Source organism: Marinobacter shunpengi, from assembly GCF_045449695.1.
Lineage (GTDB): Bacteria > Pseudomonadota > Gammaproteobacteria > Pseudomonadales > Oleiphilaceae > Marinobacter.
This window is the reverse complement of the sequence record NZ_JBJJKZ010000012.1, coordinates 61717-83830: the sequence shown is the minus strand read 5'-3', so window position 1 is coordinate 83830 and position 22114 is coordinate 61717. Positions and strand designations below refer to the sequence as shown.

21 protein-coding genes are annotated in these 22114 nt (G+C 62.6%); 11 read left to right on the top strand and 10 right to left on the bottom strand.

Annotation, left to right across the window (positions count from 1 at the left end; genetic code table 11):
• Position 1: 1 nt before the first annotated feature.
• The 8 genes from gspL to gspE form a co-directional block, all read right to left on the bottom strand.
• Positions 2-1306 (bottom strand): type II secretion system protein GspL, encoded by a 1305-nt coding sequence (gene gspL, locus ACJO2E_RS06995; RefSeq protein ID WP_406963143.1) that lies wholly within the window; start codon positions 1304-1306, stop codon positions 2-4.
• Between the two features lie 18 nt (positions 1307-1324).
• Positions 1325-2344, bottom strand: coding sequence for a type II secretion system minor pseudopilin GspK (gene gspK / locus ACJO2E_RS06990; RefSeq protein ID WP_406963141.1), 1020 nt, complete (start codon positions 2342-2344; stop codon positions 1325-1327).
• A complete protein-coding gene (gspJ, locus tag ACJO2E_RS06985; protein WP_406963139.1) occupies positions 2341-3105 on the bottom strand; it encodes a type II secretion system minor pseudopilin GspJ in 765 nt (254 codons plus the stop codon). The genes gspK and gspJ overlap by 4 nt, the downstream gene beginning before the upstream one ends.
• 17 nt (positions 3106-3122) lie before the next feature.
• The gene (gene gspI, locus ACJO2E_RS06980) at positions 3123-3503 is read right to left on the bottom strand and encodes a type II secretion system minor pseudopilin GspI (protein ID WP_406963137.1); all 381 of its coding nucleotides are present in this window, start codon (positions 3501-3503) and stop codon (positions 3123-3125) included.
• Positions 3503-4054: a type II secretion system minor pseudopilin GspH gene (gspH, locus tag ACJO2E_RS06975; RefSeq protein WP_406963135.1), complete on the bottom strand. Its 552-nt coding sequence runs from the start codon at positions 4052-4054 to the stop codon at positions 3503-3505. The genes gspI and gspH overlap by 1 nt, the downstream gene beginning before the upstream one ends.
• A 10-nt stretch (positions 4055-4064) precedes the next feature.
• Entirely contained in the window at positions 4065-4499 is a 435-nt protein-coding gene (gene gspG, locus ACJO2E_RS06970) for a type II secretion system major pseudopilin GspG (RefSeq protein ID WP_406963586.1), read from the bottom strand.
• A 94-nt stretch (positions 4500-4593) separates the two neighbouring features.
• Positions 4594-5805, bottom strand: coding sequence for a type II secretion system inner membrane protein GspF (gspF, locus tag ACJO2E_RS06965; protein ID WP_406963134.1), 1212 nt, complete (start codon positions 5803-5805; stop codon positions 4594-4596).
• Entirely contained in the window at positions 5805-7319 is a 1515-nt protein-coding gene (gspE, locus tag ACJO2E_RS06960; protein WP_406963133.1) for a type II secretion system ATPase GspE, read from the bottom strand. The genes gspF and gspE overlap by 1 nt, the downstream gene beginning before the upstream one ends.
• Before the next feature lie 279 nt (positions 7320-7598).
• On the opposite strand from gspE, the gene ACJO2E_RS06955 reads away from it, so the two are divergent.
• From ACJO2E_RS06955 to ACJO2E_RS06920, 8 genes are all read left to right on the top strand, one after another.
• On the top strand, positions 7599-8258 hold the full coding sequence (locus ACJO2E_RS06955; protein ID WP_406963131.1) for a type II secretion system protein N: 660 nt from the start codon (positions 7599-7601) through the stop codon (positions 8256-8258).
• A gap of 15 nt (positions 8259-8273) precedes the next feature.
• Positions 8274-8924, top strand: a complete 651-nt coding sequence (locus tag ACJO2E_RS06950) for a transglutaminase-like cysteine peptidase (protein ID WP_406963129.1) — start codon at positions 8274-8276, stop codon at positions 8922-8924.
• 77 nt (positions 8925-9001) lie between these two features.
• Positions 9002-9391, top strand: coding sequence for a MerR family transcriptional regulator (locus ACJO2E_RS06945; protein WP_406963127.1), 390 nt, complete (start codon positions 9002-9004; stop codon positions 9389-9391).
• Positions 9392-9420: 29 nt separating this feature from the next.
• The gene (locus tag ACJO2E_RS06940; protein ID WP_406963125.1) at positions 9421-10587 is read left to right on the top strand and encodes an isovaleryl-CoA dehydrogenase; all 1167 of its coding nucleotides are present in this window, start codon (positions 9421-9423) and stop codon (positions 10585-10587) included.
• A gap of 7 nt (positions 10588-10594) precedes the next feature.
• Positions 10595-12202 (top strand): carboxyl transferase domain-containing protein, encoded by a 1608-nt coding sequence (locus ACJO2E_RS06935; RefSeq protein WP_406963123.1) that lies wholly within the window; start codon positions 10595-10597, stop codon positions 12200-12202.
• Positions 12203-12212: 10 nt separating this feature from the next.
• Positions 12213-13007, top strand: a complete 795-nt coding sequence (locus ACJO2E_RS06930; RefSeq protein ID WP_406963121.1) for an enoyl-CoA hydratase-related protein — start codon at positions 12213-12215, stop codon at positions 13005-13007.
• Positions 13004-15010: an ATP-binding protein gene (locus ACJO2E_RS06925; protein WP_406963119.1), complete on the top strand. Its 2007-nt coding sequence runs from the start codon at positions 13004-13006 to the stop codon at positions 15008-15010. The genes ACJO2E_RS06930 and ACJO2E_RS06925 overlap by 4 nt, the downstream gene beginning before the upstream one ends.
• Before the next feature lie 3 nt (positions 15011-15013).
• The gene (locus ACJO2E_RS06920; RefSeq protein WP_406963117.1) at positions 15014-15907 is read left to right on the top strand and encodes a hydroxymethylglutaryl-CoA lyase; all 894 of its coding nucleotides are present in this window, start codon (positions 15014-15016) and stop codon (positions 15905-15907) included.
• A 20-nt stretch (positions 15908-15927) separates the two neighbouring features.
• Here the strand turns inward: ACJO2E_RS06920 and ACJO2E_RS06915 are convergent, their stop codons facing one another.
• Together ACJO2E_RS06915 and ACJO2E_RS06910 are read right to left on the bottom strand one after the other, a co-directional pair.
• Entirely contained in the window at positions 15928-16497 is a 570-nt protein-coding gene (locus tag ACJO2E_RS06915) for an ATPase (protein ID WP_406963115.1), read from the bottom strand.
• Positions 16487-16900: a TA system antitoxin ParD family protein gene (locus ACJO2E_RS06910; RefSeq protein WP_406963113.1), complete on the bottom strand. Its 414-nt coding sequence runs from the start codon at positions 16898-16900 to the stop codon at positions 16487-16489. The genes ACJO2E_RS06915 and ACJO2E_RS06910 overlap by 11 nt, the downstream gene beginning before the upstream one ends.
• A gap of 370 nt (positions 16901-17270) precedes the next feature.
• Between ACJO2E_RS06910 and ACJO2E_RS06905 the strand changes: the two genes are divergently transcribed.
• Genes ACJO2E_RS06905 through ACJO2E_RS06895 form a run of 3 tightly spaced genes read left to right on the top strand, consistent with a single transcriptional unit; the run spans position 17271 to position 21996 of the window.
• On the top strand, positions 17271-18896 hold the full coding sequence (locus ACJO2E_RS06905; RefSeq protein ID WP_406963111.1) for an FAD-binding oxidoreductase: 1626 nt from the start codon (positions 17271-17273) through the stop codon (positions 18894-18896).
• The gene (locus ACJO2E_RS06900; protein ID WP_406963109.1) at positions 18893-20455 is read left to right on the top strand and encodes a glycerol-3-phosphate dehydrogenase/oxidase; all 1563 of its coding nucleotides are present in this window, start codon (positions 18893-18895) and stop codon (positions 20453-20455) included. The genes ACJO2E_RS06905 and ACJO2E_RS06900 overlap by 4 nt, the downstream gene beginning before the upstream one ends.
• Positions 20440-21996 (top strand): FGGY-family carbohydrate kinase, encoded by a 1557-nt coding sequence (locus ACJO2E_RS06895; protein WP_406963107.1) that lies wholly within the window; start codon positions 20440-20442, stop codon positions 21994-21996. Before ACJO2E_RS06900 ends, ACJO2E_RS06895 begins: the two co-directional genes overlap by 16 nt.
• Positions 21997-22114 lie beyond the last annotated feature (118 nt).

Below are 22114 nucleotides of genomic sequence, written 5' to 3'. Positions count from 1 at the left end.
GTTAACCTCCTGATACCGTCAGACGGGCACGGGTGCCATCGGAATCGTTGACCACCGAACCGACGCTGGCCTCAAGGCCCTGATCCGCAATACTGGAGCGCAGCGCATTGAGTTTCTCGTAACTGTCGGCACGGACATCCACCACCAACTGGCCGCGGGAGCTGGTGTAGTTGACGGAATTGAACTCGATGGTCTGGTTGCCCGCCAGTTGCCGGTATTGCTGGCCGGTATGTTTCATCAGCGGCAGGAAGCCGGCATCGGCCCCCTGCTCACCCGCCACTCGCATCTGCGCCTCCACCATGCGTCGGACATTACGGGGGGTGGCACGGCGGTCATCCGGAAACGCCTCGTGGTAGATGGCCATGGCCTGCTCTTCCACGGCGGTGGCCTGCTGGTTGTAGTAGTAACCCATGGCGAGCTGACCGCCGAGCAGCAACACGAACCAGGTGGCGGCAATGGCGATGGCCGGCTTCCAGGGCCGAAGCGCACCACCCTCACCGCTGTCGGGGGCGTATTGGCCCTGGCAGAGGTTGATGGGATTCGCTGCATGATGGTAGTGGGCGCTGGCGAGAAGCTCGATAATGGCCCCCTCCATGGGCTCCCGGTGTACACTCAGCCGAGGCGTACCGACCAGGGCCGACACCAGTTCCTCATTGGCGGCGAAAGCATCATCGGTGCCATAGACCACCACCTGTACCTCGGCTGCCACCTCGTCTTCCTTGGGAATGGCCAGGGTCTGGGCAAAGACGGCCAGGTTCTCGGCCCGCATGGTCATCCATTCACCACGGCGGGAGGCCACCAGTACCAGGTCCTCGCCAAGACAGACGGCCCAGTCGTTCTCCTTCAGTGGCACCAGTGCCGCATCCGGGTAGATCGCCTCCAGTTCCACACCTTCCCAGTCGAGGAAGGCGTTCAGCCACAGGCCCATGCGCTGGTGGTCAATGGCAGCGACCCGGTAACCCTCCCCGCCTTCGTCCTGGCCACCAAGGGCCAGGTGCACCGAATCCACATCCTGGGCGAGCTGTTCCTCCACCGCGAAGGGAAGCGCCTGGCGGATAAACCGCGCCTGTTTGGCGGGGATGTCGGCGAAGCAGAACAGGGCTTCGTCCCCGGGGATCAGTCCGATCAGGCGCACCCCGTCCAGGGAGTTCTGACTCAGGGCATCCTCGATGGCCTCCCGGGGTTCCCCTGCGCCGGTGCTCTGCAGGTCGCCACTGGCGTCCAGCAATACCCAGTCGAAGCGGGGCTCCGCCGCCGGATTGTCTGCGGCGTAGGGCACAGGCCTGGCGTAGAGGTGATATGACATATCGTGCGTCCTTGTGTTCTATTCCTCGGTCACCCCGTAGGGCTCCTTGGTGATTCTGTGCTTTTGCCCGGTGTCGCGGCTGACCACCGAAAACTCCCCTTCCCGGGTGCGATAGACCGTACTGACCAGATTGACCACGCGTTCATCCCACGTAATCCGGGATACCACATCGAAAAACTCCGAACTCACCTTCAGCCCCTGGGGTTTCAAACCCAGCCCGGCGAATTCCGGCAGCGCGGTAAAGTCGCTGGTCGTCAGGAACCGCTCCTTTTCCCGACGCTCGATAACCGCCTCGGCCTGGGCGTCAGTAATCTGTTGGTGGAGAGAGCGGATGACCTCTTTTGAAGCCATGTTAACATTGATTCCGGTACCGGAAACGGGAAGTGCCGCAACATGTGGGCGTAGTGCCTGGTAGATTTTCTCGGTCATCCCTTCGATCAGTCGTAACTCGGTAACACTGGCAAAAGGCTGGTTACCGGCCCGGTATGGCGGATCCTTCATCAGGTACTGGCCATCCTCCGCGCCATAGGCGGATATGGGCTCCTCATCCGGATCGACCCAGTCCACAAAGGCATCCACATGGACATCGGTAATGCCCAGCACCATCAGCAGGCGCAGCAGTCGTTCCCGGGTAGTCTGGTCAATGGCGCCGGTGGGGCTGACCAGGTCGTTCAGGTTGATCCGTCCGGACAGGTCGTCGATCTGCACCTCGGCCACGCCACCATCGTCCAGGGGCAGTACGGCTGAGTGTTTCCACCACAGCTCATCGGTGCTGTCGACCTGTTCATTGTTCTCCCGGTCAGTCTCCAGGTCCTGGAACAGGATCTGTTTGGCGAAGGCCTCGGCCCCCAGCGCCACGTTATAGCCCTGGCTCTGGGCCAGGAAATGGCCGGCACGGAACACCCTGACACTTTGCTGCTGGACCATACCCGCCGCCATCATGACCACCAGGGCCATGGCCAGCAGGACCATGATCAGGGCCATACCCTGTTGCTGACGACGGATGGACGGCTGCTGAACCGGGGAAAGCGAGGTCACGTTCCACCCCCCGTCTGCCCATTGTCTGCGTTCTCCCCGTTCTCGTCGCCGTCTTCGGCCTCCTCCTCGTCACCCTGCTGGTTGCCCTGGGTGATGTTGGTCTGGGCCTTGGTGACATCGAAATCGGGCATCAGGAACAGTCGTGACAACTCTCCGAAGCGGTCATGTTCTAGTGTCACCTCCACCGCCATGGGCAGGGGGATGACGGGAGCACCGGGGCCGCTGGGAATACCCTGATTGGGGGGCGGCCAGGCATCCTGCCAGTCGCGGTTCTCGTCCATGAAGCGAACAGTGAATGCGGTGACATTGGAAAGTAGCAACTGGTCCCGGCTTTCCTCTTCCTGGGGCTGGTCCAGCATCACCCAGTAGCGGCGGCGAACCTCGTCCCCGGTGTACTCCCAGGCGCTGCGCTGAAGCTCGCTGCGTTGCTTGCCCAGGGGATTGCGCCACCCCTGGTGCGTCACCAGCAGTTCGAACTCCTCCCCCTGGGAAGTCATCGCCGGCTCGTAGTCGCCATAGATATTGCGAATCGGACGACTGACCACCTGTCGCAGGTCCCTTTCCAGCAACAGGAAGGTTTTCTGGAGGCCTTCGAACTCTTCCGACACCGCATCCACGCGGTCACGGGAGGTCACCACACTGGACATCACCTGCCACACACCAATCCCGATGACGGCAGTGATGGAAACGGCAATCAGCACCTCCATCAGCGTGAAGCCGCGCTGTTGCGCCCCCTTCCCGGGAAAGGTTCTGGCTGTCATGGTGGGCCGGGGGGGAATCACAACGTCTGCTCCGAGTCCCGGATGAACCCGGACAGGCTCTGGATCTGGGCGGGATCGCCCTGGCTCCGGTAGGCTTCGATATTCACTTCGACCCGACGCATCGTGGGTACGTCGGTGTCTGACACTACCGTTACTACGCGCCAGCGGCGACCAGCGTACTCGACTTCTTCGCTGTTTTCCGAGACGGAGGGGAACTCCTCCTGCAGCCGAAGTTCATTCATACGATTCCCGGCCAGCCAGGAGGCCAGGGTCAGGTCCCGTACCCGCTCATAGCTTCCCATGTACTGGCTGCCCACCTGCGAAGCTGCGGTGGCAATCAGCCCAAACACCATCAACGCCACCAGCACTTCTATCAGGGTAAAACCGCGCTGTCGCATCAGAAATCGTCCCCGTCATCACCTGGGGTTTTCATGTCAATCTCGTTGAGGCCATCGGATTCCAGGCGGTAGATCTGATCCGGCGACATGGTTGCCAGGAACTCCAGCTCAAATGGCGTGGTTTCACCGCTGGAGTAGAACACGATATCCGGGCGGAGCCGGTTTTCCTCGTCCTCGTCGTCCTCTCCCTTCGCCAGGCGGGGAATATCCCCGTCGGTAAACAGGGTGACACTCATCCATTCCGGAAAGCCCCTGCCCTGGAACAGCCGTGCACTTTCGCTTGCCCATTCCCGCTCCAGTTCGTCAAACACCACGAACCGGTACCCCTCTTCATCAATGACCAGCCCCAGCTCCTCGCTATTAAGAATGGCCTGCTCCGAGGCCGTCTGCATGAGCACATAGAGTTCGCGGATCTTGCTGGTCATCTCCCGCTGTTCCCGGCCGCCGCCGAGATTGACAATGGCCAGGGAGGCCAGCAGTCCCACCAGTACCAGCACCACCAGGATTTCGATCATGGTGAAGCCGGACTGGCGGGGTTCGCGATGGCTCAACGGGCGGCCTTTATGAGTCCAGATCGTGGACACTGATGTCCGCTGCGTCACCATCACCGCCTTCCTGGCCATCGGATCCGTAAGAGTAAAGGTCGTAGGCACCTTCCGCACCCGGGCTCATGTACTGGTACTGGTTACCCCATGGATCTTCCGGAACACTTTTGAGGTAGCCGTCCGGGTTCCAGTTCTTGGGTTCCGGCGAGCCGCTGGGACGGTTGACCAGTGCCTCCAGCCCCTGCTGGGTGCTTGGGTAATGGCTGTTATCGAGACGGTAGAGATCCAGGGCGTTGGCAATATTGCTCATCTGGGTCTTGGCGATGGTAACCTTCGCCTGGTCACTGCGCCCCATGATATTGGGGGCAACCACCGCGACCAGAAGGCCGAGGATGACCATGACCACCATGATCTCGATGAGGGTGAACCCTCGCTGGTTCCGTTGTTTCATCGTCATTGCTCTCTTTCCTGTTTCAGGGTTCGACTTGGCTTGATTGGAATCGATTATTGTTATTCGACCTTAGGCAAACGATCCGGTGGATGGTTCACCCTACAAGGTTACTCATGTTCAGGATCGGTAACATGATGGCCAGCACAATGATGAGTACCACCACGCCCATTACCAGGAGCATGAGGGGCTCGAACAGGCCGACCATGGCCGCGATCTTCGACTGGAGGGTATTCTCCTGCATGCGGGCGGTGCGCTCCAGCATACTGTCCAGTTCGCCACTGGCTTCGCCGCTGGCGATCATGTGCAGCATCATGGGCGGGAAATAGCCGGTCTGCTCCAGTGCCTTGTGAAGGCTGCCCCCTTCGGACACCTTTTGTGCGGCGTCCCGGAGCTTTGCCCGCAGGTGATCGTTACCCAGTACCTCGCCGGCAATGCGCATGGCCTCCACCAAAGGTACACCGCTGGTGGTCAGGATACTGAGGGTGCTGGCATAGCGGGCAGTATTGATGCCCCGGACCATGCCCTTGGCCAGGGGGATTTCCAGCAGCGATTTGTGGAAACGGCGCCGGTTGCCTTCCGTACGCAGGGAAATACTGAACGCCACGCCCCCGATAATCATGGCCAGCAATAGCCAAATGCCGTAGCTGGACAGGAAGTCCGACACATTGAGCATGGCCTGGGTCAACGTTGGCAGGTCCTGCCCCTGCTTGACGAAAACCTCGATGATATCGGGCACCACGTAGGTCAGCAGGAACACCACGATGGCGATGGCCACCACGGTCAGGATGATGGGGTAGATGGCCGCAAGCTGGATCTTCTGGCGTGCCTCCTGCCGGGCCTCGGTGTAATCGGCCAGCCGGTTCAGGACCAGGTCCAGGTGGCCTGCGTGCTCGCCCGCCGCCACGGTGGATCGATACAGGCGGGGAAAGGCCCGGGGAAACTCGCCCAGGCTGTCCGCCAGGGTATAGCCCTCCATGACCTTGGCCCGGATGGCAATCAGCATGCTCTTCATGGCCGGCTTCTCGGACTGCTGGGCCGCCGCTGACAGGGCCTGCTCAATGGGAATGCCGGACTGGATCAGGGTGGACAGTTGCCGGGTCACCAGCGCCAGGTCGGAGGCACTGAGGCTGCCCCGGCGGCTGAAGGACGCGCTCTTGCCCTGTTTTTCCGTGGCCGGCTCCACCGCCAGGGGGGCCATGCCCTTTTCCCGCAACTGCTGGCGAACCGCACGGGCGCTGTCCGCCTCGATCACCCCACTGGCCTGCTTGCCGCGCTTGTCCAGCGCCTTGTAATCGTAGGCTGGCATCAGCGGCTCCGGTGGGTTACACGGAGGACCTCTTCCACCGTGGTCACGCCGCTGAGGATCTTGTCGACCCCGTCCGCGTGGATACTGGGCCCGGACTCACGGGCCACCTTTTCCAGGTCCAGCTCGCCGGCACGCTTGTGAATCATCGAACTCATGGCATCGGTGATCTCCACCACCTCATAGATACCGATACGGCCTTTGTAGCCCAGGTTGTTGCAGTGCTCGCAGCCTTTGGACTTGTAGATGGTGGGCGGATTGGCCGGATCGGCCTGGATGAAATCGCATTGCTCCGCCGAGGGCACGTAGGGCTCCTTGCATTCCTGGCACAGCACCCGAACCAGCCGCTGGGCCACCAGCCCCACCAGACTGGAGGAGATCAGGAATGGCTCGATGCCCATGTCCATCATCCGGGTAATGGCGCCCACCGCGGTGTTGGTGTGCAGGGTCGACAGTACCAGGTGACCGGTCAGACTGGCCTGTATGGCGATTTCCGCCGTTTCCAGGTCACGGATCTCACCGATCATCACCACATCCGGGTCCTGGCGCAGGATGGCCCGCAGCCCCCGGGCGAAGGTCATGTCCACCTTGGTGTTGACCTGGGTCTGGCCAATGCCCGGCAGGTTGTATTCAATGGGGTCTTCCACCGTCAGGATATTGCGGCTGCGGTCGTTGATCTCCTGCAGACCGGCGTAGAGTGTGGTGGACTTACCGGAACCGGTGGGGCCGGTAACCAGCAGGATGCCGTAAGGGCGCTTGACCATCTTGCGCAGGGATTCCAGGTCGCGCCCCTTCATGCCCAGGGATTCCAGCTTGATATTGCCGGCATTCTTGTCCAGCAGACGCAGCACCACCCGCTCGCCACTGGCGGACGGCATGGTGGACACCCGGATATCCACCTCGCGGCCGGCCACCCGCAGGGCGATTCGACCGTCCTGGGGAATCCGCTTCTCGGCAATGTCCATCTTGGCCATAACCTTGATACGGGACACCAGCAGGGGCGCCAGCGCCCGCTTCGGCTGCACCACTTCCCGCAGCACCCCGTCCACCCGGAACCGGACCACCAGCCGCTTCTCGTAGGTTTCGATATGAACATCTGAGGCACCGGACTTCACCGCCTCCGTGAGGATGGCATTAATCAGGCGGATAATCGGAGCATCGTCCTCCTGCTCCAGCAGATCCTCTGTCTCAGGAACTGACTCCGCCAGGGAGGCCAGGTCCATGTCGTCGCCAATGCCTTCCACCATCTGCATGGCTTCGGCGGAATCGTTCTGGTAGGCGCTGTTGAGGGCCGCATCGAAATGATCGGGGTCAATGGACTCGAACCGGGCACGCCCTCCGCTGATCCGGTTGGCTTCGGCCAGGGCACTGTGCGGGGCACCGGGGCGCACCAGGATCACCGTATCGCCTGAATCGTTGCGGGTAAGGATCACCCCGTTGCGTTTGGCGAACGTGAAAGGAAGACGGCCCAGCGGAGCATCCTGCGGCTGGATTTGCGTTTCAGTAGTCAAGATCATCCCCGTGTGTCAGTACGAATGGTCGCCCGGGGGCAACCCCGATCAAGTGACAGCCATTCCTATTATTATTCCCTGTAGCTGTGAAGGCTACCACAGGTTTAAGCGCCCGCTGAATAACTCAATACACTATAATGGCCGCTAACCTGTTACATTGTGATGGGCGTCTTTTTAAGGAAGAACGGCGGCGTTTTTTGATGAAGGTCACCGGGTTGTGCGGCACTGCCCATCAGCCGAGGAGGCCCGTCAGGCGCTTCCAGCCAAGCAACGATAAGGATAGACATGTCTGCTTTAACTGCCAGGCTGCCCCTGATAACCGCATTGCTACTCTCCGTGGCCATGGTTGGCACGCTGGGGTGGCAGGGATACCGGTTCTGGGAACAGGAACAGACCCAGCAGGGCCAGTCGACGGCCCAGACCGCTGAGGTGACCCGCCCTGCCCGGCAACAGCCCCAGGTGCAGCTCGAGAACGTCGAGATGTTCGGCCAGGCTGCTGCCGAAGGCGCTACTGCCGACCAGAACACCGAAGACCTCCCGGAAACCAACCTGCGCCTGTTCCTGCGTGGCGTGCTTGCCGGCAACGAGAAACAGCCTGGTAGCGCCCTGATCGAGGATGACAGGAACCGTACTGAGGTCTATATCATTGGTGATGAACTTCCGGGAAATGCCAAGTTGCGCTCGGTTCACGCCAACCGGATCATCATCGAGCGCGGCGGCAAACTGGAAAACCTGTACTTCCCGGAAACGGACGATTCCCGGGGGGTAGAGCTGGCAGCCATAGACAATGGCGTCCAGCCGGACCCGGCCCAGGCCCAGCGGAACGGAGCCGGTCCGGCCACCAGCCAGTCCCGGGCACCATCCACACCCGAGGCCACCGACGAGCGACGCAGACAGATACGCCAGCGGCTGGAAGAGCTGCGTCAACGGCTCAGGGACCAATAGCAATGAGGTAGCTTCATGGGACAAAAGCGGCCAGCGCCCAGACGCAGCTCCCTGCTACTGGTCGTTGTGTTCTCCGCTTTTGTCACCGCCTTCGAGCTGGGCCCCGAACTGCTCCGGTATATTGAACAGGAATACGGCACCGACGCCCGTGCACGGTTGGAAGACTGGGAGCGCCTGCACGCCATTGCCAAGTCCGCCCCGCCCCGCCGGCAGGTAGAACTGGTCAATTCTTTCTTTAACCGCACCCCCTTTGTCAGCGACCTGAAGCACTGGAACCAGGAGGACTACTGGGCGACACCGGTGGAGTTGCTCGCTACCAACGGCGCTGACTGCGAAGACTTCTCCATTGCCAAGTACCTCACCCTCCGCGCCCTGGGTATCCCCGACGACCAGCTACGGATCGTCTACGTAAAGGCCCTGGAACTCAACCAGGCCCACATGGTCCTCGCCTGGTATCCCTCGCCCGACGCTGACCCTCTGGTGCTGGACAACCTGATCAACGATATCAGACCCGCATCCCGGCGGACCGACCTGGAACCCGTCTATAGTTTCAACGGCGAAGGCCTGTGGCGCATCAGCGGCAGCCGCACCAAACGCTCCGGCACCGCCGAACAGCTCAGCCACTGGCGCTCATTACAGGACAGGCTGACTGAAGTCATGAAGTAGTCCGATTCCCATTCCAGCGCTTGCAGATTAGCCACTTCTGCTTTACGTTAACGTAAACGTATGCAAGAAACGAAACCATGACCTCAAAACCCCAGTACACCATCAGCGACCTGGCCCGGGAATTCGACGTCACCACCCGAACCATTCGCTACTATGAAGAATCCGGCATGCTCGCCCCGCTGCGGGACGGACAGACCCGACTCTACAACGACGCCGACCGGGTCAAACTAAAGCTCATTCTCCGGGGCAAGCGCCTGGGCTTCAGCCTGTCCGAATCCCGGGAGCTCATTGAGATGTATGATCCGGATTCCGATAACCTTCATCAGATCAATGCATTACTTAATAAAATTCAGAAACGACGTGAACAGCTTGAAGCCCAGCTGCACGATATCCGGCTTATGCAGGACGAACTGGACGAGGCCGAGGCGAAGTGCCTGGAGGCCTTATCGGATTGTGAAGAGGCCTGACCTTAACTAACACAAGAGGCATAACAACAATGAGCCACTACACCACCCTCAACTTCAACCACGGCGAAACCCTGGACACCCTGAGGGACCAGGTCCAACGCTTCGCCCGCGACCAGATCACCCCCATCGCGGACAAGACCGACCGTGACAACCAGTTCCCCAACGACCTCTGGCCCAGACTGGGCGACATGGGCCTGCTGGGCATGACCGTCAGCGAAGAGTACGGCGGCAGCAACATGGGCTACCTCGCCCACGTCATCGCCATGGAAGAAATCAGCCGTGCCAGCGCGAGCATCGGCCTCAGCTACGGTGCCCACTCCAACCTCTGCGTCAACCAGATCCACCGCAACGGCACCGAGTCCCAGAAACAGACCTACCTGCCTGGACTCGTCAGCGGCGAACACATCGGCGCCCTGGCCATGAGCGAACCCAACGCCGGCTCTGACGTCGTCAGCATGAAGCTGCGGGCCGACAAAAAAGGCGACCGCTACATCCTCAATGGCAGCAAGATGTGGATCACCAACGGCCCGGACGCCCATACCTACGTCATCTACGCCAAAACCGACCCCCAGGGCGGCCCCCGGGGCATCACGGCCTTCATCGTCGAACAGGACTGGAAAGGCTTCAGCCGGGGCCCCAAGCTCGACAAACTGGGCATGCGCGGCTCCAACACCTGCGAACTGATCTTCGAGGACGTGGAAGTACCCGAAGAGAACATCCTCGGCCAGGAAGGCGAAGGCGTGAAGGTACTCATGTCCGGCCTGGACTACGAGCGGGTGGTGCTGTCTGGCGGCCCCACCGGCATCATGCAGGCCTGCCTCGACGTGGTGGTGCCCTATGTGCACGAACGAAAACAGTTCGACCAGCCCATCGGCGAGTTCCAGCTTATCCAGGGCAAACTGGCCGACATGTACACCGAACTGGCCGCCAGCCGCGCTTACCTCTACGCCGTAGCCCAGGCCTGTGACCGGGGTGAAACCACTCGCAAGGACGCCGCGGGCGCCATCCTTTACACCTCCGAGCGGGCTACCAAAATGGCTCTGGAGGCCATCCAGATCCTCGGTGGCAACGGCTACATCAACGACTACCCCACCGGTCGCCTGTTGCGGGACGCCAAGCTCTACGAAATCGGCGCCGGTACCCAGGAAGTCCGCCGCATGCTGATCGGCCGGGAACTGTTCCGGGAATCCAACTGAGGTCGCCATGGCAATACTCCACAGCACCATCAACACACAGTCCGAGGAATTCCGTCAGAGGCGGGAAGCCATGGATGCGCTGGTCGCCGACCTGCACACCCGCCTCGAACGAGTGGCCGAGGGTGGCGGCAAGGCCATCCAGGAACGGCACCTGAGCCGGAATAAGCTGCTGCCCCGTGATCGCATCAACCGCCTGCTGGACCCGGGATCGCCCTTCCTGGAAATCGCCCCCCTGGCCGCGGACAACGTCTACGATGACGATGTGCCTGCCGCGGGCATCATTGCCGGCATCGGCCGGGTCGAGGGCGTGGAATGCCTGATCGTGGCCAACGATTCCACCGTCAAGGGCGGCACCTACTATCCGCTCACGGTGAAGAAGCATATCCGCGCCCTGACCATCGCCGAGGAAAACCACCTGCCCTGTATCTACCTGGTGGACTCCGGCGGCGCCAACCTGCCCCAGCAGGATGAGGTGTTCCCGGACGCCGAACATTTTGGCCACATCTTCTACCGCCAGGCCAACATGTCCGCCAAGGGTATTCCGCAGATTGCCGTGGTCCTCGGCCTGTGCACCGCCGGCGGCGCCTATGTGCCGGCCATGGCGGACGAAAGCATCATGGTGAAGGGTCAGAGTTCCATCTTCCTGGCCGGCCCGCCCCTGGTGAAGGCCGCCACCGGTGAATCCGTGTCCGCCGAGGAACTGGGCGGCGCCGACGTGCACTGCAACATCTCCGGCGTTGCCGATCACCTGACCCATACCGAAGAGGAAGCCCTGGAACGGGCCCGCCGCTGCATCGCTAACCTGAACCACGAGCCGAAACACCACCTGACCACACAGCCGGTGCGGGACCCGCTCTATCCGCCGGAGGAACTTCACGGGGTGGTGCCGGCGGACCTGAGGACGCCCTACGATGTCCACGACGTTATCGCCCGACTGGTGGACGGTTCCGAGTTTGACGAGTTCAAGGCCGGGTACGGCGCGACCCTGGTGTGTGGCTTTGCCCACCTGTATGGCCATCCCGTGGGTATCGTTGCCAACAACGGCATCCTGTTCTCCGAGTCGGCCCTCAAGGGCGCCCACTTCATCGAACTGTGCAGTCAGCGTGGTATCCCGTTGATCTTCCTGCAGAACATCACTGGCTTCATGGTGGGCAAGCAGGCGGAACATGGCGGCATTGCCAAGAACGGCGCCAAGATGGTCACCGCCGTGGCGTGCGCCCGGGTGCCGAAGTTCACGGTCATCATCGGCGGCAGCTTCGGCGCCGGTAATTACGGCATGTGCGGGCGGGCCTATAACCCCCGATTCCTGTGGATGTGGCCCAACGCCCGAATTGCCGTCATGGGCGGTGAGCAGGCCGCCGGAGTGCTGGCCGACGTCAAGCGGGCCGGCCTGGAGCGCAAGGGCCAGAGCTGGAGCGATGACGAGGAGCAGGCCTTCAAGCAGCCGGTCATCGACCAGTTCGAGGAGCAATCCAGTCCCTATTATGCCTCCGCCCGCCTGTGGGACGACGGCGTCATTGATCCCGCCGATACCCGCCAGGTACTGGGCCTTGCCCTGACCGCCTCCCTCAATGCCCCCGCCGAAGACACCCGCTTCGGCGTGTTCCGGATGTAAGGAGCTTCCCATGACCGAATCCGCTGTTACCAGCCATACCGATCAACGCGGCGTCACCCGCATTACCCTGAATCGTCCGGACAAGCGTAACGCCTTTGATGACCGCATTATCACCGAGCTGACCAACGCCATTGGCGACGCCGGTGGGAACGACGACTGCCGGGTGGTGGTGCTGGCCGGGGAAGGCAAGCATTTCTCCGCCGGTGCCGATCTCAACTACATGAAACGGACTGCCGAGCTGAGCCAACAGGAGAACATCGACGACGCCCGTCGCCTGGCCGGCCTGATGCAGACCCTCGACCGCCTGGACCGCCCCACCCTTTGCCTGGTCCAGGGGGCGGCCTATGGCGGTGCCCTGGGGCTGATCTGCGCCTCGGATATCGCCATCGGCACCGAGTCCAGCCGTTTCTGCCTCAGCGAAGCCCGCCTCGGCATTACCCCGGCCGCCATCGGCCCCTACGTGGTGCGTACCCTGGGCCAGCGCCATGCCCGGCGGTATTTCCAGACGGCGGAGGTGATCGAGTCCGACCGGGCCCAGGCCCTGGGCCTGATCCACGAACGGGTACCGGATGACCAACTGGAGGCACGGGCGGAAGACCTGATCACCGCCCTGCTCCGCAACGGCCCCGTGGCCATGGCCGCCGGCAAGGAACTGGTGACTCAGGTATCCGGTGGCCCCGTCTCCGACGACACCCTCCAGTACACCGCGGAACTCATCGCCCGGCTGCGCACCGGCGGCGAGGGGCAGGAAGGTCTGGCGGCCTTCTTTGATAAACGTACTCCGGACTGGGCGGTAACCTCATGACGCACCCGATCACAACACTGCTGGTGGCCAACCGGGGGGAGATCGCCCGGCGCATCTTCCGGACCGCAGAAGCCATGGGCCTGTCCACCGTGGCGGTATATTCCGACGCGGACGCGGGCGCGCCCTTCGCCAATGAAGCGGACATTGCCCTCCACATCGGGCCGGCGGAAGCCACCCGAAGCTACCTGGACATTGACCGCATCATCACCGCCGCCCGCACCAGCGGAGCGGACGCCATCCACCCTGGCTACGGTTTCCTGTCGGAGAACACCGACCTGGCCGCCGCCTGTGAGCGCGCCAACCTCCGATTTATCGGGCCGCCTGCCGAAGCCATTGCCGCCATGGGTTCCAAGAGTGCGGCCAAGGCACTGATGGCAGAAGCCAGCGTGCCCCTGGTGCCGGGCTATCATGGCGACGATCAGGATCTCTCCGTATTCGAGGAGGAAGCCAAACGTATCGGCTTTCCGCTGCTGATCAAGGCGAGTGCCGGCGGTGGTGGTAAGGGCATGCGGGTGGTGCGGGACGCCAGCGAATTGCGTTCCCAGGTGGAAGCCGCCCAGCGGGAGGCCCGGTCATCCTTTGGTGACCCCCGGCTATTGCTGGAGCGCTACCTGGAAACCCCTCGTCATGTGGAGGTCCAGGTACTGTTCGACCAGCATGGCAAGGGCCTTTATCTGTTCGACCGCGACTGCTCCGTGCAGCGCCGGCACCAGAAGATTATCGAGGAGGCCCCCGCGCCGGGTATCCCTGAGGATGTCCGCCAGGCCATGGGCGAGGCCGCCGTGCGCTGCGGCGAGGCCATAGGCTACGTCGGCGCCGGTACGGTGGAGTTCCTCTATGAGCCGGAAAGCCATGAGTTCTTCTTCATGGAGATGAACACCCGCCTGCAGGTGGAACATCCCGTCACCGAGATGGTAACGGGCCTGGACCTGGTGGAATGGCAGATCCGCATCGCCAATGGTGACGCCCTGCCCTGGGCCCAGCAGGACCTGGCCTGTACCGGCCACGCCATGGAAGCCCGCATCTACGCGGAAGACCCGGACAACGACTTCCTGCCCCAGACCGGGGTACTCCATACTCTCCGTGAACCAGTGGACACGGATTTCGTCAGGGTGGATTCCGGCGTATCGACAGGGCTGGCCATTACCCCCTGGTACGACCCCATGCTGGCCAAGGTCATCGCCCGTGGAAAAAGCCGGGAAGAAGCCCGCCTCAATCTGATCCATGCCCTGAACCGATACCACGTGGACGGCGTGGTACTGAATACGGAGTACGTCAGTCGCGTGTTGCAGCAGGACGCCTTTGCCCGGGGGGAACTGACCACCCGTTTCGTGGAAGTCCACCGGGAGGCACTGGCCAGCCCCCTGTTCTCCCCGTGGGCCCGGAGTCACCTCAGCCTGATGGGTTGGCTGGACAACGTCGGGGCGTTAACGGTGACCGATGACCGGGATGTCTGGAACAACCTGAAAAGTTTCCGCTTGTCCGGCACCAGCGGTCAGCCGTTCGAACTGGACCTGGAGGGCAACCGCCTTCACGGCCACTACCGGATCGAGAATGGGCACGACTCCCGCGGCTGTGTGTTAGCGACCTTTAATGACGAGGAAACCCTGGTCCGCTGGTCGCGAATGGACGATGGCACGCTGGATGTCCGACTCTCCGGTCGCCGCGTCAGGCTGGATACGGTGTCCAGGGGCGATGAACTGGCGGTGTTTGCCGATGCCGCCACCTGGCATGTGCGGGTCAACCATCCGGAGGTGGTCGAAGGCACGGCAGCCGCCGAAACCGAGCTGATGGCCCCCATGCATGGCCGGGTAACGGGGGTATCCTGCCAACCCGGGGATGCTGTGAAGGCAGGGCAGGCCCTGCTCACCATGGAAGCCATGAAGATGGAACATACCCTGAAGGCCGGTTTTGATGGCACCGTGGAGGCCATTCACTGTCAAACCGGTGATAGTGTGGAAGCCGCACAGGTGCTGGTAACCCTGGAAAAGTCGGAGGAGTGAACCATGGGCGATGATCGGGTAACCCTGGTGGAAGTAGGCCTCCGGGATGGCCTGCAGAACGAGAAGACGCCGGTCTCCCCGGAGCAGCGGGCTGAGTGGTTCGATGCGCTGGTGGGTGCCGGCCACCGCCGGATCGAAGCCGGCAGCTTTGTGTCTCCCAGATGGGTGCCGCAGATGGCGGGGACGGACAAGGTGATGTCACTGATCCGCAAACCGGATCATGTCACCGCCGAGGTGTTGGTACCCAACCTGAAAGGGCTGGAAGCGGCCCTGAAGACGTCGGCTGAGGTGGTGGCGGTGTTCACCGCTGCCTCGGAGAGTTTCAACCAGAAGAACATCAACTGTTCCATCGATGAAAGTATCGAGCGGTTCCGGCCGGTGGTGGAAGGTGCCCGGGCGGCGGGCCGACGGGTTCGCGGTTATGTGTCCTGTGTGGTGGGCTGCCCCTATGAGGGCCGCATTGCCCCGTCACAGGTGGCCCATGTCATCCAGCGCCTGCTGGCACTGGGGGTGGATGAGATTTCCCTGGGCGACACCATTGGCGTCGCCCGCCCCCGGGAGATCCATGCCCTGCTGGATGCGGTGATCCCGGATACCGGCACAGAAAACCTGGCCCTGCATTGCCATGACACCTATGGCCAGGCCATCGCCAACATTACCGCCGGTCTGGAGCGGGGCATCCGTATATTTGATTCCGCCGTGGCTGGTCTGGGCGGGTGCCCCTATGCGAAGGGGGCGACGGGGAATGTGGCGACGGAGGATGTGCTCTACCTGCTGGAGGGCGAGGGGTTTGAAACTGGGGTGGACCTGGGGAAAATCGCGGCGTTGGGGGCGTCGATCTGTCGGGATCTGCAGCGGGAGAATCCATCGCGGGCTGGGAGGGCGTTAACGTCCTGATTATCTTACTTGGGAGCACGTTATCCCATAATCTGCGAGGCCCACCCGGGAGCCGTCGGTACAAATACTTCCCATACCCCATCCTTCCAGGAGGCCACCCGAACATAGGGTTTGACAGTGCTTGAGTTGTCCACCAGGTGAAGCTCATCGGCCAGGCCGACGGAATCGCGGATATTGGCAAACGTCCGGGGAACCCGGCTGTTGACCTTGTCCTCGGGCACCCTATGGCCGCCGGCAGTGACGCGGGAGGCAACCCGGGCGTTGTGCAGCCCGGTATCTCCCAGGTGGAAATAGAAGATATGGATACGAAAGCCCGCTGCCTTCGCGTTGGCAATGAAATCGAGTTTGGAGGGGTGGGAGTACACGGTCTCGAAACAGAACGTCTGCCCTTCCTCCAGCAGACGGAAGCGCTCTTTCTCGGCGATCAGGGCGGCTTCGTAGCTGTGGGCCTCCGGCTCGGCCGGCCAGAGCGTCCTTGCTATATTGTCCGCGTTGATAAGAGGGATGTTGTGGCGCTTTAAGAAACGCTCGTAGAAAGTTGATTTTCCTGCGCCATTGCCCCCGGCGAGAAGCCAGAGTTCAGGCTGCATGGCCCTGGCCGTTCAGGGGCTCGAAGCGACCGTTGCGGAACTGCCCGGTAATCTTCTGGCCGTCCGGATAGATGGCCTCCAGGTATCCCGGATGACGGTCGGACGCCTGATAGACAATCCGGTCACGGGTGATATGGCGAGACAGCTCACCGGATGCCCGGTCAACCTCCACATCGGCCCAGATATCGTCACTGGTCACCGACTCCGGCAACACCGGCTCCACCTTCACCTTGCGAATACCCTGGCTGATGGCAATCAGGTCCTCCGCACTCACCTCCCCGGCAATGGCCCGCCCGATCTCGGCCCAGAACTCAATCTGCTTGGGCGTGGACCGACGCTGCACCTGGGCTTCCGCAGCCGCCTGGCGAACCAGGGTGTCTTCAAGTCTTACCGGCGTAGTCATGGTACCTCCACGGTATGGTCGACGGTTTGTTTCAGATTACCACCTTTGTAGCAACTTGCAACAGCCGTTGTGCGCCAGAACGTTCTGAGGATGGAACCAAGTACTTTTATATTCACCGATTTACTGCGAAGATCGATAGAAAATCAGGCACTCTCGCTGCTCGAAGAGGATCTGCTTTTCCCGGACCGTCGAGCGCCATGAACGGCGCCCGTAGAGCTCTATGACCGCCATGGAAGGCGGGAATGCCGATTTTGCAGGAGCAAAAATCGGCCACGGATGTACTTGCTGGGCGTGTCCAGGAAAAGTATACCGAACCAGAGCCTCTGGCACGGAGTATCAGGCGCGATAACCAGAACAAGAGAGCAACCCGATGCGCAGATGGAACGGCTGGGGTGACGACAGTATCCAGCCACAACTCCCCAAGAACGGCCTCACCTTCCTGCAGGACCGCATCGGCACAGCCGCCCGCCTGCCCGAAGCCCTCCTCGAAGACGTCATCGCCAAGGTGCCGCCCTCACGACTCCCCGATCACCCCCTGATCTCCAAAGACCCCGAAACCCGCATCCGCCATGCCCGGGGCCAGAGCCTGCCAGACTGGCTGGCCCTGCGAAGCGGCCACATCCACACCTACCCCGACGGCGTTGCCCGCCCGGGAGACACGGCACAGGTCCGGGAACTGCTGACATTCGCCCTGGACAACGGTTTCCATGTCATCCCCTATGGCGGCGGCACCAGCGTTGCCGGCCACATCAACCCGATGGCCGGCGACACCCCCGTACTGACCATCAGCCTGGCGCGAATGAACCGCCTGCTGGACCTGGACACCGAAAGCCAGATCGCCACCTTCGGCGCCGGCACCCCGGGCCCATTGGTGGAGTCCCAACTGCGGGCCCGCGGCTACACTCTGGGCCACTTTCCCCAGTCCTTCGAGCTGTCCACCCTCGGCGGCTGGATCGCCAGCCGCTCCAGCGGCCAGCAATCCCTCCGTTATGGTCGTATCGAACAGCTCTTCGCCGGCGGCACGGTGGAAACCCTGTGCGGCACACTGGAAATACCCACCCTGCCTGCCTCCTCCGCCGGACCGGATATCCGGGAGATGGTCCTGGGTTCCGAGGGACGTCTGGGCATCATCACCGAAGCCAGGGTCCGGGTGAGCCCTCTGCCGGAGCGGGAATCCTTCCACGTCATGTTTTTCCCGAGCTGGCACCTGGCCCGGGAGGCGGCCCGGCGCATGATCCAGGCGAGGCTGTCACTGTCCATGCTGCGCCTGAGTAATGAGAAGGAAACGGAAACCCAGCTCGCCCTCTCCGGCCATCCCTTCCAGATTAGCCTGCTGGAGCGTTACCTGGGGTTGCGCGGCGCCGGATCCGGCAAGTGCATGATGACTTTCGGTATCACCGGCAGTCGCCGGCAATGCCGGTTTGCCCTGGAAGAGGTGCGAGGTTTCTGCAAACCCTTCCGTTGTGTCTACATGGGCACCGGCATGGGGCGGAAGTGGGCCGAGAAACGCTTTGCCATGCCCTACCTCCGGGAGAACCTGTGGCAACAGGGCTATGCCGTGGACACCCTCGAAACCGCCACCGACTGGGACAACGTGGATACCCTGATGACCCTGGTGGAAGACAACCTGCGACAGGGGCTGGTGGAGGAAAGCCAGCCAGTCCACGTCTTCAGCCACCTGTCCCACGTCTATCCCCAGGGCAGCAGCATCTATACCACCTATGTGTTTCCGGTGGCCGACAATTACGGCAACACCCGGGCCCGCTGGCGACATCTGAAAGACACCACCTCCGCACTGATCGTCAATAACCGGGGCACCATCTCCCATCAGCATGGTGTCGGCAAGGACCATGCTCCCTGGCTGCCGGTGGAGAAAGGCGAGCTGGGTATGGCGGCGCTGCGGAGCCTGGTCCATACCTTCGACCCCGGGGGCTGCCTGAATCCCGGCACCCTCCTCCGTGAGGACATCGATACCGACGAGCAGTCCGGGTCATGAGCCTGGCCAATCTCGCCCCCCACCATGACGTCATCGTGATTGGCGGCGGCATTACCGGGGCCGGCATTGCCCGGGAAGCAGCCGCGGCAGGGCTGGACACCCTGCTGGTGGAACAGCGGGACTACGCCTGGGGCACCTCCAGCCGGTCCTCCAAGATGGTCCACGGTGGACTGCGTTATCTCGCCGGAGGACACCTGGGCCTTGCCCGTAATGCCGTGCGGGAACGTCAGCGACTGCTGGCACAGGTACCGGGGCTGGTGGACCGGATGCGCTATGTCATGCCCCACTACCGTAAGGGCTTCCCCTGCCCCCGGCTGTTCCAGAAGGTGCTGTGGCTGTATGACCTGCTTGCCGGTGAACACCACCGTCAACGAATCGACCCCATCGAAATGCTCCAGTGGCTTCCGGGCCTGTCGACTGACGGCCTGAAGGCGGCATCCGGATTCAGCGACGCCGTCACCGACGATGCGAGGCTGGTCCTGCGGGTGCTGGACGAGGCCCGGGCCCTGGGGGCTGTCACCCGCAACTATACCCGGGCCGTCCGGGTAACGAAGCCCGACGATGCCCCCTGGTCCGTCACCATCGCCGATAACGCCGGGGAGAGCACCCTGTCCGCCTCGCTGGTGGTCAACGCCACCGGGGCCTGGGCGGAAGACCTCTGGCGTGAGGGCCACGGCAGGGAACATATCCGCCCGCTACGGGGCAGTCACCTGCTGTTGCCCTTCGAGCGCCTGCCGGTCTCGGTCTCACTGACCCTGCCGCACCCGGACGACAAACGCCCCGTGTTCATGTTCCCCTGGCTTGGCCGAACCGTGGTCGGCACCACGGACCTGGACCACGATGACGACCTGGCCCAGGAGCCCCGCATCACCCAGCCGGAGATCGCCTACCTCTTCAGGGCCATCGAACGGGCCTTTCCCGCAGCCCGCATCACCAGGGACGATATCCTGTCCACCTGGGCCGGCGTTCGCCCGGTGGTTACCCGGAACAACCGGCGATCTCCTTCCGCCGAGAGCCGCGAGCACGTGATCTGGGACGAAGGCGGACTGATCTCCGTGGCCGGCGGCAAGCTCACCACCTTTCGCAGCATTGCCCGGGACGTACTGTTGATCGGCTCCCCAAGGTTCCGGGAACTGGTGCTGCAGGACGAGGACGCGCCGATTTTCCGGCCCCCTCCGTCCATGGAGCGGCCGCGGTCGATTCCGCACCTCACCTGGCGCCGGTTACAGGGCCACTATGGCCCATCGCTTGGGAATGTGCTGGCGGCGGGGCCGCTGGAAGAGGTTCCCGGCACCTGCTATCTATGGGCAGAACTGCACTGGACCGCACGGCAGGAGTCCGTGGTGCATCTGGATGACCTGTTGCTACGGCGCACTCGGCTGGGATTGATCCTGCCGGACGGTGCCCGGGCCCTGCTGTCAGTCCTTCGCCAGCGACTATCTGCCGACCTGGGCTGGTCGGATGACCACTGGCAGGCAGAAATCGAGCGCTACCTGCACCTGTGGCGAACATCCTATTACCTGCCAGGGGAGCGGGAGACGGCATGGCCCAGCCCCTGATCCTCGCCATCGACCAGGGGACCCAGAGCGTACGGGCGCTCCTGTTCGACACCACCGGAGCGCTGGTGGGTCGGGGTTACCAGCCCATCGAGGCCTACTTCTCCGACCATCCCGGCTGGGCGGAACAGCATCCGTCGTATTTCTGGGACAACCTCGGGCAGGCCTGCCAGGCGCTCTGGGAAAGCACGGAGGCCACAGCGGACCAGGTGATTGGCGTCACCGTGACCACCCAGCGCGGGACCGTGGTAACACTGGATGATCAGGGTCAGCCATTGCGCCCCGCCATCCTCTGGCTTGACCAGCGGCACGCCACGATTGAAGGTCCGCTGCCCGGCCCCTGGGGCTGGCTGTTCCGGGCCACGGGGCTTGAGGACACCATTAACCAGTTCCGCCGCAATGCCCAGGCCAACTGGTTGAGCCAGCATGAATCGGACACCTGGCGAAAGACCCGACACTACCTGTTGCTGTCCGGCTACCTGAGCTATCGCCTCACTGGCCAGTTCCGGGATTCGACGGCAGCCCAGGTCGGCTATCTCCCCTTCGACTTCCGCCGCCATCAATGGGCCGGCCAACGGAACTTCAAGTGGCAACTGATGCCGGTCCGAAAAGACCAGTTACCGGACCTGGTCCGCCCCGGGGAGCCGCTGGGCCAACTGACACCGGAGGCCGCCAGTCACCTCGGGCTGGCGCCGGGGTTACCGGTGATCGCGGCAGCGTCGGACAAGGCCTGCGAAGTGTTGGGCAGCGGTGGCGTGACGCCGGACACCGCCTGCCTGAGCTACGGCACCACCGCCACCATCAATGTCAGCAATCCACGCTACGTGGAGCCCGCCCGGCTGATGCCACCCTACCCCTCGGCCATTCCCGGGCACTATTCCACCGAAGTCATGATCTACCGGGGGTACTGGATGGTGAGCTGGTTCAAGCGGGAGTTCGGCCTGCGGGAGCAACGCATTGCCGAGCAAAGGGGTATCGAACCGGAAGCCCTGTTCGACGAACTGGTCAACCAGGTGCCACCGGGCTCCATGGGCCTGATGCTGCAGCCCTACTGGTCCCCGGGCGTACGGCACCCGGGCCCTGAGGCCAAGGGAGCCATGATTGGTTTCGGCGATGTGCATACCCGCGCCCATATTTATCGGGCCATCCTGGAAGGCCTGGCCTACGCCCTGCGGGAAGGAAAGGAACGCATCGAACGGCGTAGCGGTACGAAAATAACAACCCTGAGGGTCGCCGGCGGTGGTTCTCGCAGTAATGCAGCCATGCAACTGACGGCGGATATCTTCGGCATGCCCGCCGAACGCCCCCACACCCGGGAAACGTCAGGGCTGGGTGCAGCCATTGTGGCGGCCGCCGGCCTGGGCCTGCACCCATCGGTGGAAGTCGCCGCTACCCGGATGACCCGGGTGGCCGATGTATTCGAGCCGGATCAGCAGGCCTGCGGACTCTACAACCAACTATACCGGGACGTATACCTGCGGATGTACCGGCAACTGGCACCGCTGTACCGCAATATCCGCAGGATTACCGGCTACCCCCGATAGGGCTGCCCCCATCTCAATACCGAGCCTGGTTTTGTAGCCAAGAGCCCTTGACCCTGACGTTGGAACGCGAGTTTAACCAACAGTCCTGTTCAGCGCTTATCAGGTGGTGCAGATAGAA

What these genes read in the sequence shown, in the direction of transcription:
- gspL (WP_406963143.1), bottom strand. Translation starts at nt 1,306, where the DNA reads ATGTCATATCACCTCTACGCCAGGCCTGTGCCCTACGCCGCAGACAAT.
- gspJ (WP_406963139.1), bottom strand. Translation starts at nt 3,105, where the DNA reads ATGACAGCCAGAACCTTTCCCGGGAAGGGGGCGCAACAGCGCGGCTTC.
- gspI (WP_406963137.1), bottom strand. Translation starts at nt 3,503, where the DNA reads ATGCGACAGCGCGGTTTTACCCTGATAGAAGTGCTGGTGGCGTTGATG.
- gspG (WP_406963586.1), bottom strand. Translation starts at nt 4,499, where the DNA reads ATGAAACAACGGAACCAGCGAGGGTTCACCCTCATCGAGATCATGGTG.
- gspF (WP_406963134.1), bottom strand. Translation starts at nt 5,805, where the DNA reads ATGCCAGCCTACGATTACAAGGCGCTGGACAAGCGCGGCAAGCAGGCC.
- gspE (WP_406963133.1), bottom strand. Translation starts at nt 7,319, where the DNA reads ATGATCTTGACTACTGAAACGCAAATCCAGCCGCAGGATGCTCCGCTG.
- ACJO2E_RS06955 (WP_406963131.1), top strand. Translation starts at nt 7,599, where the DNA reads ATGTCTGCTTTAACTGCCAGGCTGCCCCTGATAACCGCATTGCTACTC.
- ACJO2E_RS06950 (WP_406963129.1), top strand. Translation starts at nt 8,274, where the DNA reads ATGGGACAAAAGCGGCCAGCGCCCAGACGCAGCTCCCTGCTACTGGTC.
- ACJO2E_RS06945 (WP_406963127.1), top strand. Translation starts at nt 9,002, where the DNA reads ATGACCTCAAAACCCCAGTACACCATCAGCGACCTGGCCCGGGAATTC.
- ACJO2E_RS06940 (WP_406963125.1), top strand. Translation starts at nt 9,421, where the DNA reads ATGAGCCACTACACCACCCTCAACTTCAACCACGGCGAAACCCTGGAC.
- ACJO2E_RS06935 (WP_406963123.1), top strand. Translation starts at nt 10,595, where the DNA reads ATGGCAATACTCCACAGCACCATCAACACACAGTCCGAGGAATTCCGT.
- ACJO2E_RS06930 (WP_406963121.1), top strand. Translation starts at nt 12,213, where the DNA reads ATGACCGAATCCGCTGTTACCAGCCATACCGATCAACGCGGCGTCACC.
- ACJO2E_RS06925 (WP_406963119.1), top strand. Translation starts at nt 13,004, where the DNA reads ATGACGCACCCGATCACAACACTGCTGGTGGCCAACCGGGGGGAGATC.
- ACJO2E_RS06920 (WP_406963117.1), top strand. Translation starts at nt 15,014, where the DNA reads ATGGGCGATGATCGGGTAACCCTGGTGGAAGTAGGCCTCCGGGATGGC.
- ACJO2E_RS06915 (WP_406963115.1), bottom strand. Translation starts at nt 16,497, where the DNA reads ATGCAGCCTGAACTCTGGCTTCTCGCCGGGGGCAATGGCGCAGGAAAA.
- ACJO2E_RS06910 (WP_406963113.1), bottom strand. Translation starts at nt 16,900, where the DNA reads ATGACTACGCCGGTAAGACTTGAAGACACCCTGGTTCGCCAGGCGGCT.
- ACJO2E_RS06905 (WP_406963111.1), top strand. Translation starts at nt 17,271, where the DNA reads ATGCGCAGATGGAACGGCTGGGGTGACGACAGTATCCAGCCACAACTC.
- ACJO2E_RS06900 (WP_406963109.1), top strand. Translation starts at nt 18,893, where the DNA reads ATGAGCCTGGCCAATCTCGCCCCCCACCATGACGTCATCGTGATTGGC.
- ACJO2E_RS06895 (WP_406963107.1), top strand. Translation starts at nt 20,440, where the DNA reads ATGGCCCAGCCCCTGATCCTCGCCATCGACCAGGGGACCCAGAGCGTA.